The organism is Ancylobacter defluvii, from assembly GCF_018390605.1.
Lineage (GTDB): Bacteria > Pseudomonadota > Alphaproteobacteria > Rhizobiales > Xanthobacteraceae > Ancylobacter > Ancylobacter defluvii.
Genome location: NZ_JAHBGD010000028.1, coordinates 104375 through 119394, shown reverse-complemented (window position 1 = coordinate 119394; position 15020 = coordinate 104375). Strand labels below are relative to the sequence as shown.

Genomic DNA, 15020 nt, shown 5'->3' with positions numbered 1-15020 from the left:
GCCACTCAGCCGAAGCGGCCGGTGATGTAGTCGCGGGTGCGCGCCTCGCGCGGATTGGTGAAGATCTCGTTGGACGCATTCACCTCGATCAGCTCGCCTAGATAGAAGAACGAGGTGATGTCGGCGCAGCGGGCGGCCTGCTGCATGTTGTGCGTCACGATGACGATGGTGAATTCCTGCTTCAGTTCGTCGATCAGGTCCTCGATCTTCGAGGTCGAGATCGGATCGAGCGCCGAGGTGGGCTCGTCGAGCAGGATCACCTCCGGACGTACCGCGATGGTGCGGGCGATGCACAGGCGCTGCTGCTGGCCGCCGGACATGCCGAGCGCCGAGGTGTGCAGGCGGTCCTTGGTCTCCTCCCAGATGGCGGCCTTGCGCAGGCACCACTCCACCCGCTCGTCCATCTGCGCCTTGCTGAGGCTCTCATGCAGCTTCACGCCGAAGGCGATGTTGTCGTAGATCGACATCGGGAACGGCGTGGGCTTCTGGAACACCATGCCGATGCGCGAGCGCACGACGGTGGAGTCGAGATCCTTCGACAGCAGGTCGCCGCCGTCGAACAGGATCTTCCCTTCCGCGCGCTGGCCCGGATAGAGCTGGTACATGCGGTTGAAGATGCGCAGCAGCGTGGACTTGCCGCAGCCCGAGGGCCCGATCATCGCGGTGACGCGCTTCTCGGGAATTTCGAAATTGATGTTCTTCAGCGCATGATTGTCGCCGTAGTAGAAATTCAGCTTCTCGACCTTGAGCTTCGGCTGTGCGGACGGCGCGGTGGCGCGGTTGACGGCGGAAGCGATGTCGATGGAGGTATCGGGTGCGAAATTCATGGCCGTCTCACTTCATCTTCGCCAGAACCAGGCGGGACAGGACGTTCAGGGTCAGCACCCCGACGGTGATGATGAGGGCGCCGGCCCAGGCAAGGGCGACCCAATCCTCGAAGGGGCTGGCGGCGTATTGATAGATGGCGATCGGCAGCGACGCCATGGGCGCCGACATGTTCAGCGACCAGCCATTATTGCCAAGCGAGGTGAACAGCAGCGGCGCCGTCTCGCCAGCGGCGCGCGCCAGCGCCAGCAGGATGCCGGTGACGATGCCGGCGCGGGCAGCGCGCCAGGTGATGAAGGTCACAACCTTCCACTGCGGCGCGCCAAGCGCGAAGGCCGCTTCGCGCAGGCCGATCGGCACCAGCGCCAGCATGTCCTCGGTGGTGCGCACCACCACCGGGATCACCAGGATCGCCAGGGCGATCGACCCCGCCCAGCCGGAGAAGCCGCCGAACGGCACCACAAGCAGCTGGTAGACGAACAGACCGATCAGGATCGACGGCGCCGACAGCAGCACGTCGTTGACGAAGCGCACCACATTGCCGATCTGGGTGCCGCGGCCGTTTTCTGCGAGGAAGGTACCGCACATCAGGCCGATCGGCGTGCCGATCACCAGCGCGACGCCGATCTGGATCAGCGAGCCGACAATGGCGTTGAGCAGGCCGCCGCCGGCGCCAGGCGGCGCGGTGATATTGGTGAAGACGTGCGGACCGAGCGCCGGCAGGCCGCGGGAGAGCAGCGTCCACAGGATCCAGGCGAGCAGGACAAGCGAAAGGGCGGCGAAGCCGGTCGAGATCGCCTTGACGGCGTAATCGGTGGTGCGACGGCGGGCGAGCGATGACATGGTTTCCTCTCCCTCAGCCCTTGAGCTTCGAGCGGACGAGCAGGCGGGACAACGCCAGCACGATGAAGGAGATGACGAACAGGATGAAGCCGAGTTGCAGCAGTGCCTGCAGCTTCAGCGAGCCGATCGATGCCTCCGGAAACTCGTTAGCGATGGTCGAGGCGATGGTGGCGCCCGGCGCGAACAGCGAGGCCGACATGCGGGTTGCGTTGCCGATCACGAAGGTCACCGCCATGGTCTCGCCCAGCGCGCGGCCGAGGCCGAGCATCACCGCGCCGACCATCGCCGTGCGGCCATAGGGCACCGAGACGTTGCGGTAGACCTCGTAGGTGGTGGCGCCGACGCCATAGGCGGATTCCTTGATCATCGGCGGCACCGATTCCAGCACCTCGACGAACATGGCGGTGATGAAGGGCAGGATCATCAGCGCCAGGATCAGGCCGGCGGTGAGCATGCCGGCACCCAGCGGCGGCCCCTGGAACAGCGCCCCGAGCAGCGGGATCGGCCCGAGCCACTCGATCAGCGGCGGCTGCACATAGGCGGCGATCAGCGGCACGACGATGAAGAAGCCCCACATGCCGTAGATGATCGACGGGATGGCGGCGAGCAACTGGACCGCGACGCCGATCGGCCGGCGTAGCGGACCGGGGGCGATCTCGGTGAGGAAGAAGGCAATGCCGAAGGAGAGCGGAAGCGCCACGATGACGGCGATCACCGCGCTCGCCACCGTGCCGAACACCATGACGCCGGCGCCGAAGCGCTCGGTGACCGGGTTCCAGGTGGTGGACCAGAGGAAGGAAATGCCGAATTCGCGCAGCGCCGGCAGCCCGCCCTCGAACAGCATCGCGATGATGAGCCCGAGCAGAACCAGCACGAAAATGCCGCTGGCCCAGAGCAGGCCGACGAAGATGGGATCGCTGATGCGCCCGGTCGGCTTATGCGCGGCGATCAGGGCCGTGTCGGCCTCGGTTCCGCTGATGGAGGCAGCCATGTCGAATTTCCTTGAGCGCTGTCGCCGCTGATGCGCTTGAAACGGGATCAGCCTGTCACCGGCGGTCGCGGGCCGCATCTGTAAAAGACGCTAGCGCTCCCAGGCGGCAGGCAGGACGCGGAAGGCACGGCACGGAGGTTCAGGCGAGCGAAAGGCGAGGGGGCGGCCGCGTGGCGGCACCCCCTCGCCGATCGGGACTACCAGGCTCAGTTGGTCCAGACCGACTTGCCGTCAGCCTTGATCTCGGCCTTCCAGGCGTCGCGGATGGTGGTCACCACCGCGTCCGGCAGCGGGATGTAGTGCAGCTTCTCGGCGATGGCGTCGCCTTCCGCGCCATAGGCCCAGTCGAAGAACTTGATCGCCTCGGCCGACTGCGCGCCGTTGGCGGGGTTCTTCGGCAGCAGGATATAGGTGGCGCTGGTGATCGGCCACGCCTTGTCGCCGGGGGTGTTGATCATCGAGGCGGCGAAGTTCTTCGCGCCCTTCCAGTCGGCGGCGGCGGCGGCGTCCATGAAGGCCTCGGTGGTGGGCTTCACGACCTTGCCGGCCTTGTTGACGAGGTTGGTCGAGGTCAGCGAGTTCGCCGCGGCATAGACGAACTCGACATAGCCGACCGCACCCTTGGTGTTCTTCACGGTGCCGGCAATGCCTTCATTGCCCTTGGCGCCCGCGCCGGCCGGCCACTGCACCGAGGTGGCGGCGCCGACATTGGACTTCCAGTCCGCGCTCACCGAGGTGAGGTAGGAAGTGAACACGAAGGAGGTGCCCGACGAATCCGAACGGTAGACCGGGACGATGGCCAGATCCGGCAGGGTCGCGCCCTTGTTCAGCGCCGCGATCTTCGGGTCGTTCCACTTGGTGATCTTGCCCTGGTAGATATCGGCCAGGGTGGCGCCGTCGAGGGTCAGTTGGCCATCGGCGATGCCGTCGATGTTGACGATGGCGACCACCGAGCCGATCACGGTCGGGAACTGCAGCAGGCTGGCCTGCTCGAGCTTGTCGTCCTTCATCGGCGCGTCGGAGGCGCCGAAATCGACGGTGCGGTTGACGATCTGGTTCTGACCGCCGCCGGAGCCGATCGACTGATAGTTGAGGCCGGTGCCGGACTTCGCCTTATATGCCGCAGCCCAGGCCTGGTAGACCGGGGCGGGGAACGAGGCGCCAGCGCCGTTGATGTCGGCGGCGAAAGCAGCGCCGGTAAAGGTGGCGAACGAGACCACGGCGACGCCGAGGAGGCGGTTGAATTTCAAGGGTCTTCTCCCAGTGCTTCAGCGATCCGCGCGGCGCACGAACCGGGCCGGAGGTGTTTGCCCGTAGGCGGTGAAAGAGATCACACCGGACTCTTAACGACCGGACGCCACCGTTCTATGACCATGCGATGACATCTGCATGACACTTCAAGCTACTGATTTAACAGACATTTTCCTCGCTTCGGCCGGGAGCGCCGCCAAACGTACCGAGAATGTCGAGCCCTCGCCCGGCGTGCTGTCTATGCCGAGCCGGCCGCGATGGCGGGCGACGATGTGCTTGACGATGGCGAGCCCCAGCCCGGTGCCTCCCTGCTCGCGCGAATGGGCGGTATCGACGCGGTAGAATCGCTCGGTAAGCCGCGGCACGTGCTCCGGGGCGATGCCGGGCCCGTAATCGCGTATCGCGACCAGCGCGTCGTCGCCGTCGCGCGACAGGGTGATGTCCACCTGCCCGCCGGAGGCCCCATATTTCAGGGCATTCTCGACCAGGTTCTCGAAGACGCGGATCAGCTCGTCGCGGTCGCCCTGCACCATCACCGAGGCATCGGCGGGCTGGAACACGATCTCCACCTGCCGCTCGGCGCCGAGCGGGGCGAGCGCCTCGCGCACATGGCCGACCACCGCGACGAGATCGATCCGCGACTGCGGCCGCAGATGTGCGTTGAGCTCGATGCGCGACAGCGACAGCAGGTCGTCGATCAGCCGCGACATCCGCTTGGCCTGCTCGGCCATGATCTTGAGGAAGCGCTCGCGGGCGGTGACGTCGTTGCGGGCCGGGCCCTGCAAGGTCTCGATGAAGCCGGAGAGCGAGGCGAGCGGGGTGCGCAGCTCGTGGCTGGCATTGGCGATGAAATCGACCCGCATCTGCTCGACACGGCGCTGCGGTGTGAGATCGGTGAAGGTGAGCAACAGCGATTCCACCCTCTCCGTCCGGACGCCATTGCCGCCCGGCCCGGTCACCGGGACGATGTCGGCGCGCAGCCAGCGATCCACCGGCACCCGCTGGCTGAACTCGACGCGGCGGGCCTGGCCATCGGCGCTGGCGGCGCGGATCGCCTCCAGCACCTCGGGCACCCGTACCGCGAAAGAGACGGGATCGCCGACCCGCACGGCGGCGAGCATGCCGGAGGCGCGGCTGTTGGTGGCGCGCACCGTGCCGCGGTGATCGAGCAGCAGCGCCGCCTCCGGCAGCGCCCCCACCAGCGAGGCGAGTCGATCCGGCGGCGGGGCCGGCGGCTCGCGGAAGCGCGACAGCGCCGCGGCGACCGGCCGGCGCAGCCGCCAGCGCCCCGCCGGCAGGCAGGCGGCGACAAAGATGACGGCGCCGAGGATCAGCGCCGGCCCGGCCGCGAGCACCTCCTGCACCACCGCCACCGCCAGGCCGAGACCGCCGGCGAGCAAAATCCAGCGCGCCGCAGCGAGCCGCTCGCCGAGCGTCTCGCGGGCGAACGGGCCGGATTCGTCGATGCTCATGGCGGTTTCCTCCCCGGTACGCCCGAAATTCGCTATGTTGTCCTCGACTTCCCGGATGGATTCGCCGGAATCAGGTCCGGCGGCAAGGGAACGATTCACCGTCTCCTTATGGTCTCATCGAGAGGCTTCCATATGACGAAGAAGCCGAACCGACCCACGGTCAAGCCCGCAGCGGCCAAATCTTCCGCTACCGACGCCACCATGGCGCAGGCCGCCGCCACCGGCGCCCCGCAGGATGGGCCGGACGCCGCCCTTCCGCCCGCCGCCATCCGCAAGGGCGCCACCGGCGGCAAGAAGGCCGCCGCCAAGGATTCCACGCGCAAGAACGGCGGAGGTTCCGACCGCCTCGCCGCGGCTCTCGCCACCTTCTCGATGGATTTGCCGGCGCTGCCGGCGGTCATCGACGAGCGGGCCTATCGCAGCGGCAACTATCCCTATGCCGACCGGCCCAAGCGCAAGCACTACCAGAAGGAACTCCGCGCGCTGCAGATCGAGCTTTTGAAGCTGCAGCGCTGGGTGAGCGACACCGGAGAGCGCATCGTCATCGTGTTCGAGGGCCGCGACGCCGCCGGCAAGGGCGGCACCATCCACCGCCTGGTGCAGCATCTCAACCCGCGCTCGGTGCGGGTGGTGGCGCTGACCAAACCGACCGAAGCCGAGGCCGGCCAGTGGTATTTCCAGCGCTACATCGCGCATCTGCCCCGCCGCGGCGAGATCGTGCTGTTCGATCGCTCCTGGTACAACCGCGCCGTGGTCGAGCCTGTCATGGGCTTCTGCACGCCGCAGGAGACGGCGCATTTCCTCGAACAGGCGCCGACCTTCGAGAAGATGCTGGCCGATGACGGCATCCGCCTGTTCAAGATCTGGCTCGACATCGGCCGCGAAATGCAGCTGAAGCGGCTGTTTGCCCGCAAGAAGGATCCGCTGAAGCACTGGAAGCTCTCTCCCGTCGACCTCGCCGCCCCCTCCCGCTGGGAGGCGATCTCGGCGGCGCGCGACGCGATGATCGCCGCCACCGACCAGCCGGCGGCGCCGTGGACGGCGGTGCTCGCCAATGACAAGATGCGGGCGCGGCTCGGCGTGATCCGCGAGGTACTGGCCCAGCTTCCCTATGCCGAGCGCGACGACCGGGTCATCGGCGTGCCCGATCCGCAAATTGTGCTCGGCGGGCGCAACTTTCTGCATCGGACCGATGCGTGAGCCGCGCTGGCGCCCAGATTGCCTGCCAGTGCTCATCGACGTAAGAGCATGACGCTGCGTCGGTCACAGGGGGCGGATGCACGACAGGTACCAGGACGGCCGGCCAATGCCGGGCGGATCGAGATACCATGCCGTGCCGTCCGGTGCCTGGAACGCCAGCGGCAACACCCGCACCGCGTTTCCACCCGACCCGATTCCGTCCGACCCAGGACCGTAACCGAGCCATGATCTTCCTTCGGCCGATGCGGCGCTTGCTGACCACGGGCCTGTTCGGCCTGTGCGCGAGCGCGGCCGCGGCCACGGAGCCCGCACCCTACCGGTCGCCGCCGGCCCCGCCGCCCGCCTTCGGTCCGCCGCCCGGCCCGCCATCGGAATCGTTCACGCCGCCGCCCTTCGCGCCCACGCCCTTCGGTCTCATGCCGTTCGGTCCGCCGGCGCTGGGACCGCTGCCGCCGCGCCCCACCGTCGACTTCACGCTGCGCGGGCGCACTCTGCCGGAAGGCGGCGACGTGCGCATCGTGCATCGTCAAGGACGGCTGCGCGTTGATGTCCGCGTCGCTGCGGTGACGACGACGCTAACCGGTTTCATCGACCTGAAGACGCGCAAGCTGGCGGTGCTGTCCAATCTTCCCGGCCTCGGCCGGGTGGCGGTGGAAATGAAGCTGCCGCAGGAATATGTGGCGATCGACATGCCGGCCGACAGCCGGTACTGGGGCACGGATACGGTGGCCGGCGAACCCTGCGACATCTGGCGCAGCCTCGACCCCATCAGCTCGGCGCCGATCGAGGCCTGCATCACCCTGGACGGCGTGCCGTTGCGCTCGCTGAGCTACACCGACACCGGCAAGAAGGTGATGTTCGAGGCCGTGGAGATTTCGCGCGCACCGCTCGGCGCCGACGCGGTGGCGCTGCCCAAGGGGGTGAAGGTCACCCGCCTGCCCGGCGCTCTCGAGAGCATGGTGCCGAGCCTGACCCGCTGAGTACGGCGGCCAGGGCCGCCCACGCCCGGGCTCGTCACCCGGAGCGCTATTCCACCAAGACGGTCTGCCGGATACGACCGGAAACGCCCCGCCGGTTGTCAGCCGACGGCGCGACGCGGCGCCTCGGCCTCGCCATCGGCCGACGCCGCGGCCAACTGGGGGGCGTCGCGCAACTGCGGCTGCACATCCTCGATGAGCGCCGGCACCGCGGCGGCGGCCAGCGCCGCATCGAGCGAGGCCGGAGGCGCGAAGCGTCGCCGACGACTGACCAGCAGTTCGCGAACACCCATGGTGACCAATGCGATGGCGAACGGCGTGACATAGTAGAGCAGGCGCAGCAGCAGCAGCGCCCCGAGCAGCGGCTCGGTCTCGAATTGCGGCAGCGCGACCAGCATGGCGGCGTCGAACACCCCGAGCCCGCCGGGCGCATGGCTGGCAAAGCCGAGCAGCGTCGCCGAGATGAACACCACGCCGAGCGCGATCGGATCGATGAACGGCGTCTGCGGCATCAGCACATACATCGCCAGGGCGCAGAACGAGAGGTCGACGATGCCGATGCCGATCTGCAGCAGCGTCAGCTTCCAGCCCGGCAGGGTGACCTGCCAATGGCCCTTGCCGATTCCGATGCGCCGCGGCTTCAGGCCCACCCACACCACATAGGCGGCCAGCGCCGCGAGCAGGCCGAGGCCGATAAACCGGTTGATCCAGGCCGGCAGCTTGTCCACCGCGCTCGCCGCCCAGGGCTCGACGGAAACGCCGAGGCCGAGGATCGCCATGTTGCCGAGCCAGAAGGTGAGGCCGGTGATGAAGCACAGCTTGGCGACATCCACCGCCCCGAGCCCGTGCGCCGAATAGATGCGATAACGCACCGTGCCGCCGGTGAAGGCGGAGAAGCCGATATTGTGGCCGATGGAATAGGAGGTGAAGGAGGCCAGCGCCGCGGTGCGATAGGGCACGTGGGCCTTGCCGATGGTGCGCAGCGCGAACCAATCATAGAAGGTGAGGGTGAAATAGGCGCAGGCGACGAACAGCGCGGCCAGCGCTACCCGCCACGGCGCGGTATCGGTGAGCGCGTCGAACACCTCGCCGGGGCGGATGTTGCGGAGCATCTCATACAGAACCACCGCCGCGATGCCGATGATGACCAGGCTGGCGACGACGCCCACGCCATGCCAGCCGACACGCTCGCGGAAGAACCTCGCTGTCGTGTTCAGCTTGCTGCTCATGGCGTTCCCGTCATCCTGTGCCTCGTCATGCGCATTCCCTTTTCAGCCGTAGCAGACCTTGGCCGGCGGCGGAACCTGCCTTGAGTGCGACGGCACCGCGCGGGGGGAGGCCTTACGCAGGGTGCCCGAGCCGGCTCTGGAGCCGCCATGGCCGGGCATATCCGCCCGGAACGCGGCATGGCCATGGCAGGCGCCTGTCGGCAGCGCGCCGGTGCGTACGGAAGCCCGGAGCCGGCGCTCACAAACGCACCGGATAGCCGATCTCGATGGTGCGCGGGCGCGGCAGGCCGAAGCGGTCGACCGAGCGTTCGGCATTGCGCGCCAGGAAGGCGAACACATGAGCGAGCGCGTCGCGGATGCCCAGGATCTCCTCGGGCGGCATGATGCGCTCATGGCCGATGACATAGACCGCCTCGTCCGGATCGATGCCCAGCGAATACAGCGCCGGGCCGAGCACCGAGGGCACGTCGATCTGCTGCATGTAGCCGAAGCGCACATCGACGCGCACATGGCCGGCATCCAGCACGGTGACGCGCACCCGCTCGTCCACCGGCACCCGCGGGCGCGAGGCGATCCACACCGAGGCGATGACCGATTTGGTGAACTGCACGTTGAGCAGATCGGACAGCCGGCCGAGTGCCACCGGGGTGAGCGCGCCGCCGCGCGACAGGAAGATGGCGGTGCGCGGGCTGGTGGCGCTGCCGGCCGGCTTGCCGCGGGCAATGAACTCCTCCAGCGGCTCGGCGAAGCGCTTCTGCTGGATGCCGAGTCCTTCCAGCCCGCGCCGCCAGCTCACCATCACCACCAGCACCAGCGAGGCGATGGCGACCGGCAGCCAGCCGCCATCGTGCAGCTTGGTGAGATTGGCGGCGGCGAAGGAGAGATCGACCACCAGCAGCCCGGCGGCGAGGCCGACCAGGGCGATCACCGGCAGCCGGTTGAGGCGCTTGACGTAGGCGACGAACAGGATGGTGGTGGAGATCATCGCCATCGCTACCGCGATGCCATAGGCGGAGGCGAGGCGGTCCGAGGAGCCGAAGGACACCACCACGGCGGTGCAGGCCAGCATCAGCAGCCAGTTGAGCCGGCCGACATAGATGTGCTGGTCGTTGTGTTCGCTGGTGTAGCGGATCCGCATCGGCGGCAGGTAGCCGAGCTCGATGGCCTGCTTGGCGAGCGAGAACACACCGGTGATGATCGCCTGCGAGGCGATGACGGTCGCCGCCGCCGCCAGGAACAGCAGCGGCACGTCGAAAATATCCGGAGACAGATCGTAGAACGGGTTGCGTACCGCCGCCGGATTGACCAGCACCGTGGCGCCCTGACCGTAATAGTTGAGCAGCAGCGCCGGCATGGCGATGAACAGCCAGGCCCGGGTGATCACCGGACGGCCGAAATGGCCGAGATCGGCATAAAGCGCCTCGCCGCCGGTGATGGCGAGGAAGGTGGCGCCCAGCACCGCGCCCGCCAGCCAGATATGATCGGCGATGAGGGCGATGCCGTAGCGCGGATCGACCGCGACCAGCACGCCGGGCTGCTGGACGATGCCGTAGAGGCCGAACCCGCCGAGTGTAAGGAACCAGACCAGCATGATCGGCCCGTAAAACGCGCCGATACGGTCGGTGCCAGCCCGTTGCGACACGAAGACCGCCACGATCACCACCACGGTGACGGCGACGATCCAGTGGTCCAACGCCGGCGCCACGACCTCCAGCCCCTCGATGGCCGAGAGCACCGACATGGCCGGGGTGAGCACGCCGTCGCCGATCAGCATCGCCGCGCCGACCAGCCCGGCAATGAGCAGCCACAGCCGCCCGCCATTGGCGCTGCGGTGCAGGTCGAGCAGGGTCACCAGCGCCAGGATGCCGCCTTCGCCGTCATTGTCGGCCCGCAGCACCAGCAGCACATATTTGATGGTTACCGACAGGATGATCGCCCAGGTGACGAGCGAAAGCAGGCCCAGCACCTCGTCATGGGTCACCGAGGCGCCGCCGACCGCCAGAAGACCCTGCTTGAAGGCATAGAGCGGGCTGGTGCCGATATCGCCGAATACCACGCCCAGCGCCGCAAGTTCGGCGGTAAATGGAATCACGCGTTTCGCGCTGGTCGAAGAAGAGGATCGGGCCATAATGCCTCGTTATGCCCCTGACGGACGGCGCAGTCGGCACCGGCCGCCGCTCCGGACGCATTTTACCAAACTGGCCCTTGGCATGATCGACGCCGGCGATGAGGGGGAAGTCGCGCACCGCAGCAATAGCGCGGCAGGCTGCCGCCGCCAAGCGGAGTTTCCCCGAAGGCCGCGTCGAAAAGGATCGCACGCCGGATGCCGCGTGCCCAGCAAGGCAGGACGACGGGCAACCGGCGCGATGGGCAACCGACGCAATGGGTTTGAGGGAGGAGAGCATGGGGGGCGGAAAGCTCCCCTCCCTCGACCATCCGTCGGAGCGCCCCGAAGGCTTGCGGGAGCCATTCGGACTCACGACGGCGGGTGACGGACCGGGGGATGGTGGATCGAATTATTGGATCCAATTCGCCATCCGAACCGTTCGGTCATTCGTCCGAAATTATATAGACTCCAGACGAAGCTTTGTCAGGGTTTTGCCGAGAACGCCCACGGCGATAGCGACAACGTGATCGCAAAAATTCGGAAATGTAATAGATTTCCGATCGTTTTCTCGCGTCACGATGGACCGATATGGCAGCCACCCTCACCCTACCGGATGTTTGGGCCTTTCCATCGCACGGCACGGAAAAACGCCGACGGATTCTCGACGGCGCCGGTGGCGTGTTTCTGGCGAGCGGCTTCGACGGCGCCAGCATGGGCGAGATCGCGCGGGCCGCCGGTGTGTCGAAGGGCACGCTTTACACTTATTTCGTCTCGAAAGAGGAGCTGTTCCGTGCGCTGCTGCGCGAGAAATGCGCCAGCACCGCCGAGCGCTGCTTCGTACTCGAGCCGGAAGGCGACGTGCGCGCCGAGCTGACCGCGGTGGCCGGGCGCTACATCGCGGCGATGGCGGAGCCGGAATACATTGCCACGGTGCGGGTGGTGATCGGCGTCGCCGACAAATTCCCGGCGGTTGGCGCCGCCTATCACGAGGCCGGCATCGAGACCGCCGTGGCGCTGCTGAGCGACTGGCTCGCCGCCAAATCCGCCCGCGGCGAACTCGCCGTCGAGGCCCCCGAACTGGCGGCGCGGCAGTTCATCTGCAGCTGCTATGCCCAGACCGTCACCCCGATGCTGTTCGGCCAGATGGAGCAACCGGCGCCGGACGAGATCGCGAAGGCGATCCGCTTCACCGTGGACGCCTTCCTGCGCGCCTTCGGCCCGGCGGCGTGAGCGAAAATCAGTCGCGCGCCCCGGCGCTTCCCTCGCCTTGCGCGAACAGCGCGTCGAGCCCCTCGCGATAGCTCGGAAAGGCGAGGTCGACGCCGAGCTCGCGCCTGAGCCGCGCATTGCGCACCCGGCGGTTGTCGGCCCAGAACGACAGCGCCATTGCCGACATGGCGGGCGCGGCCTGCGCGAACGGCACCGCCACCGGCTCCGGCCGGCCGAGCAGGCGCGCGGCATGGCGCACCGGCGCGCAAGCCGGCGCGGGCTCGTCGTCCACCACGTTCACCGCACCCTCGAAACCGAGGCGGAAGGCGGCGTCGACAGTGCGGGCGATGTCGTCGACATGGATGCGGTTGAACATCTGGCCGGCGCGCTCGATGCAGCGGGCACTGCCATCGGCGACATCGACCAGCGCGTTACGGCCGGGACCGTAGATGCCCCCCAGCCTGAGGATCGCCACCGGCCGGCCGGCGCGGGCGCCGAGCGCGCGCCAAGCCGCCTCCGCCTCGATGCGGCGGCTGGCGCGGGGCTTGCCGGCATCGAGCGGCGCGCTCTCGTCGATCCAGGCACCGGCGCTGTCGCCATAGACGCCGATGGTGGAGAGATAGACGATCGGGCCGGAGCCCTGCTCCAGCGCGCCGGCGAGCGCGGGCAGGAACGGATCGCCGGCCTCCCCCGGCGCGGCGCTGGCCAGCACCGCCGCCTCGCCGGATATCGCCGCGGCGAGGGCCGGCGAATCCGGTGCCAGCCGTTCCACCGGGCCTTGCGCGCCCGCACCCTGGCGCGAGGTGCCGAGGACGCGGGAGAAGCGCCCGGCGAACAGCGCGGCATAGCCACGGGCGCAGAAGCCGTAGCCGAGGCAGATCAGCGTGGTCACGCGGCGCTCTCCAACGAGGTATCCCATTCCGCACGCACCTCGGCGTCGGGTTCACCCGGCAGATGCCGGGAGGCGAGGCGGGCGAAATCGTCCGGCGGGACGAGGCGCGACAGCGCCCAGACCGCCGCGCCGCGGATCAGCGGCTCCGGATCGGCAAGCAGACGCTCGGCTTCGCCGGCGAGCGAAGGGTCGCCGGAATTGCCGATGGCGGTCAACACATTGCGCAAGAAACGCACGCGCCCGGTCCGCTTGATCGGGCTCTTGCTGAAGCGGGCGCGGAACTGCGCATCGTCGAGCCGGGCGAGTTCGGCGAGGGCGGGATTGCGGTTTTCGTCGCGGGCGGCGAGCCGGGCCTCGCGGCCGAGCTGCGCGAACTTGTTCCACGGGCAGGCAGCGAGGCAATCGTCGCAGCCATAGATGCGGTTGCCGATGAGCGGGCGCAGCGCACGCGGGATCGGCCCCCGGTGCTCGATGGTGAGATAGGACACGCAGCGGCGGGCATCGATGCGATAGGGGGCCGGAAAGGCGCCCGTCGGGCAGGCATCGAGGCAGGCACGGCAGGAGCCGCAATGATCGCGCTCCGCCGCGTCCGGCGGCAGCTCCAGCGTGGTGGCGATGGCGCCGAGCAGCAGCCAGGAGCCCTTTTCGCGCGAGACCAGATTGGTGTGCTTGCCCTGCCAGCCGAGGCCGGCGGCGGCGGCCAGCGGCTTCTCCATCAGCGGCGCGGTGTCGACGAACACCTTCACCTCGACGTTCTCAGGGCCTCCGACGCGCGGCACAAAGCGCGAGGCGATGCGCTTCAGCTTGCCCTTGACCAGCTCGTGATAGTCATCGCCGCGGGCATAGACCGAGATGGCGCCCCGCGATGCGTCGGCCAGTGCAAGACGGGGATCCTCGTCCGGGCCGTAATTGAGGCCGAGCATGACGACCGAGCGCGCCTGCGGCCACAGGGCGCGCGGCGAGGAACGGCGCGCGGCGGTCTCTTCCATCCACTCCATGTCGCCCTGGGCGCCGGAGGCCAGCCATTGCGCAAGGCGCGGCGCCGCCTGCGGGATGGCGTCGGCGGCGCAGATGCCGATGGCGTCGAACCCCTCGTCGCGGGCGAGCTGGTGGAGCAGAGCCCTGGCAGCGGCAGCGGCGCGCGGCGCGTCGGAAGCCTGCGGGTTCAGAAATCCAGATCCGCGTAGCAGGCGGCCGGCGGCATCCCCGCCATGCTCAGGGCGAGCAGCGGCCGGAAGGCCGGGCGCGACTTGATGCGCGCGTACCAGATCTTCGCCGTCTCGTCCTCGCCCCACGGCACGTCGCCCAGATAGTCGACGCAGGAAATATGGGCGGCGGCGGCGAGGTCGGCAAAGGTGAGCCGGTCGCCGCCGAGCCAGTTCCGCGTCTTCAGAAGCCAGCCGATATAATGCAGATGATAGCGGATATTGGCGCGCGCGGCGCGGATGGCCGGCATGTCCGGCGGGCCGCCGCCGGCCTCGCGCGGCATGTAGCGCTTGTAGACCTTCTCGCGCACCAGCGGCTCGGACACCTCGAAGTAGAACTTCTCGTTGAACCAGGCCATTAGCCGGCGCACCTCGACGCGGTCCTCGCGCCCGGCGGGCAGCAGCCGACGGTCGCCCATCGCATGGCCATAGGTCTCGTCGAGATATTCGGCGATGACGGTACCGCCCGGCACCACCAGCCCGTCCGCCTCCGCCAGCACCGGCGTCTGGCCGGCGGGGTCGAGCATCAGGAAGCCCGGGCGACGTTCCCAGACCCGTTCCTCGATGAGCTCGGGGTCCATTCCCATCTCGCCGAGGGCGAGACGGATCATGCGCGAGAACTGGCAGAAGGGGTGATGATAGAGCTGCATTTTCCGGGATGCGCCGCGCGGCTGCTTGAGAAAAGCGCCGTCCGTTGATCGGTCTAGAGAGGTTACGGCGACATCGCAAGCGATGACGGCATCAAGATGGCCGACGAGAACGGGTCGCCGCTACGCCACGGATCGCCTTTCTCGGAGTATCGTATCCGGACCGTTAACA

General features: G+C 68.1%; 13 protein-coding genes. 3 read left to right on the top strand and 10 right to left on the bottom strand.

Features of this window, described 5'->3' with window-relative positions:
* Window positions 1-5 precede the first annotated feature (5 nt).
* The 5 genes from pstB to KHC24_RS23925 all read right to left on the bottom strand — a co-directional run bounded on the left by pstB (window position 6) and on the right by KHC24_RS23925 (window position 5382).
* A complete protein-coding gene (pstB, locus tag KHC24_RS23945; protein WP_213366785.1) occupies window positions 6-827 on the bottom strand; it encodes a phosphate ABC transporter ATP-binding protein PstB in 822 nt (273 codons plus the stop codon).
* A gap of 7 nt (window positions 828-834) precedes the next feature.
* Window positions 835-1668 carry a phosphate ABC transporter permease PstA gene (gene pstA, locus KHC24_RS23940; RefSeq protein WP_213366783.1) on the bottom strand — a complete coding sequence of 278 codons (834 nt, stop codon included), beginning with the start codon at window positions 1666-1668 and terminating at the stop codon, window positions 835-837.
* A gap of 13 nt (window positions 1669-1681) precedes the next feature.
* Entirely contained in the window at window positions 1682-2659 is a 978-nt protein-coding gene (pstC, locus tag KHC24_RS23935) for a phosphate ABC transporter permease subunit PstC (RefSeq protein ID WP_213366781.1), read from the bottom strand.
* A 206-nt stretch (window positions 2660-2865) separates the two neighbouring features.
* Window positions 2866-3909 carry a phosphate ABC transporter substrate-binding protein PstS gene (gene pstS, locus KHC24_RS23930; protein ID WP_213366779.1) on the bottom strand — a complete coding sequence of 348 codons (1044 nt, stop codon included), beginning with the start codon at window positions 3907-3909 and terminating at the stop codon, window positions 2866-2868.
* A 147-nt stretch (window positions 3910-4056) separates the two neighbouring features.
* Entirely contained in the window at window positions 4057-5382 is a 1326-nt protein-coding gene (locus tag KHC24_RS23925; protein ID WP_213366777.1) for an ATP-binding protein, read from the bottom strand.
* A 132-nt stretch (window positions 5383-5514) separates the two neighbouring features.
* On the opposite strand from KHC24_RS23925, the gene ppk2 reads away from it, so the two are divergent.
* Both ppk2 and KHC24_RS23915 read left to right on the top strand, forming a co-directional pair.
* Window positions 5515-6582, top strand: coding sequence for a polyphosphate kinase 2 (gene ppk2, locus KHC24_RS23920; RefSeq protein ID WP_246547626.1), 1068 nt, complete (start codon window positions 5515-5517; stop codon window positions 6580-6582).
* A 416-nt stretch (window positions 6583-6998) separates the two neighbouring features.
* Window positions 6999-7562 (top strand): hypothetical protein, encoded by a 564-nt coding sequence (locus tag KHC24_RS23915; protein ID WP_213366775.1) that lies wholly within the window; start codon window positions 6999-7001, stop codon window positions 7560-7562.
* Between the two features lie 98 nt (window positions 7563-7660).
* Here KHC24_RS23915 and KHC24_RS23910 read toward each other — a convergent pair whose 3' ends face one another.
* On the bottom strand, window positions 7661-8788 hold the full coding sequence (locus tag KHC24_RS23910; protein ID WP_213366773.1) for a putative bifunctional lysylphosphatidylglycerol flippase/synthetase: 1128 nt from the start codon (window positions 8786-8788) through the stop codon (window positions 7661-7663).
* A gap of 238 nt (window positions 8789-9026) precedes the next feature.
* The gene (locus KHC24_RS23905) at window positions 9027-10880 is read right to left on the bottom strand and encodes a potassium transporter Kup (RefSeq protein WP_271180537.1); all 1854 of its coding nucleotides are present in this window, start codon (window positions 10878-10880) and stop codon (window positions 9027-9029) included.
* A gap of 603 nt (window positions 10881-11483) precedes the next feature.
* On the opposite strand from KHC24_RS23905, the gene KHC24_RS23900 reads away from it, so the two are divergent.
* On the top strand, window positions 11484-12125 hold the full coding sequence (locus tag KHC24_RS23900) for a TetR/AcrR family transcriptional regulator (RefSeq protein WP_213366769.1): 642 nt from the start codon (window positions 11484-11486) through the stop codon (window positions 12123-12125).
* Between the two features lie 7 nt (window positions 12126-12132).
* Here KHC24_RS23900 and KHC24_RS23895 read toward each other — a convergent pair whose 3' ends face one another.
* Genes KHC24_RS23895 through KHC24_RS23885 form a run of 3 tightly spaced genes read right to left on the bottom strand, consistent with a single transcriptional unit; the run spans window position 12133 to window position 14851 of the window.
* Window positions 12133-12996, bottom strand: coding sequence for an NAD-dependent epimerase/dehydratase family protein (locus tag KHC24_RS23895; RefSeq protein ID WP_271180536.1), 864 nt, complete (start codon window positions 12994-12996; stop codon window positions 12133-12135).
* Window positions 12993-14186, bottom strand: a complete 1194-nt coding sequence (gene queG, locus KHC24_RS23890) for a tRNA epoxyqueuosine(34) reductase QueG (RefSeq protein ID WP_213367104.1) — start codon at window positions 14184-14186, stop codon at window positions 12993-12995. Before queG ends, KHC24_RS23895 begins: the two co-directional genes overlap by 4 nt.
* Window positions 14162-14851: a glutathione S-transferase family protein gene (locus tag KHC24_RS23885; RefSeq protein WP_213366766.1), complete on the bottom strand. Its 690-nt coding sequence runs from the start codon at window positions 14849-14851 to the stop codon at window positions 14162-14164. Before KHC24_RS23885 ends, queG begins: the two co-directional genes overlap by 25 nt.
* Window positions 14852-15020 lie beyond the last annotated feature (169 nt).

Coding starts and splice junctions, on each gene's coding strand:
- ppk2 (WP_246547626.1), top strand. CDS start 5,515: ATGACGAAGAAGCCGAACCGACCCACGGTCAAGCCCGCAGCGGCCAAA.
- KHC24_RS23925 (WP_213366777.1), bottom strand. CDS start 5,382: ATGAGCATCGACGAATCCGGCCCGTTCGCCCGCGAGACGCTCGGCGAG.
- KHC24_RS23900 (WP_213366769.1), top strand. CDS start 11,484: ATGGCAGCCACCCTCACCCTACCGGATGTTTGGGCCTTTCCATCGCAC.
- KHC24_RS23910 (WP_213366773.1), bottom strand. CDS start 8,788: ATGAGCAGCAAGCTGAACACGACAGCGAGGTTCTTCCGCGAGCGTGTC.
- pstB (WP_213366785.1), bottom strand. CDS start 827: ATGAATTTCGCACCCGATACCTCCATCGACATCGCTTCCGCCGTCAAC.
- pstC (WP_213366781.1), bottom strand. CDS start 2,659: ATGGCTGCCTCCATCAGCGGAACCGAGGCCGACACGGCCCTGATCGCC.
- pstA (WP_213366783.1), bottom strand. CDS start 1,668: ATGTCATCGCTCGCCCGCCGTCGCACCACCGATTACGCCGTCAAGGCG.
- KHC24_RS23915 (WP_213366775.1), top strand. CDS start 6,999: ATGCCGTTCGGTCCGCCGGCGCTGGGACCGCTGCCGCCGCGCCCCACC.
- KHC24_RS23885 (WP_213366766.1), bottom strand. CDS start 14,851: ATGCAGCTCTATCATCACCCCTTCTGCCAGTTCTCGCGCATGATCCGT.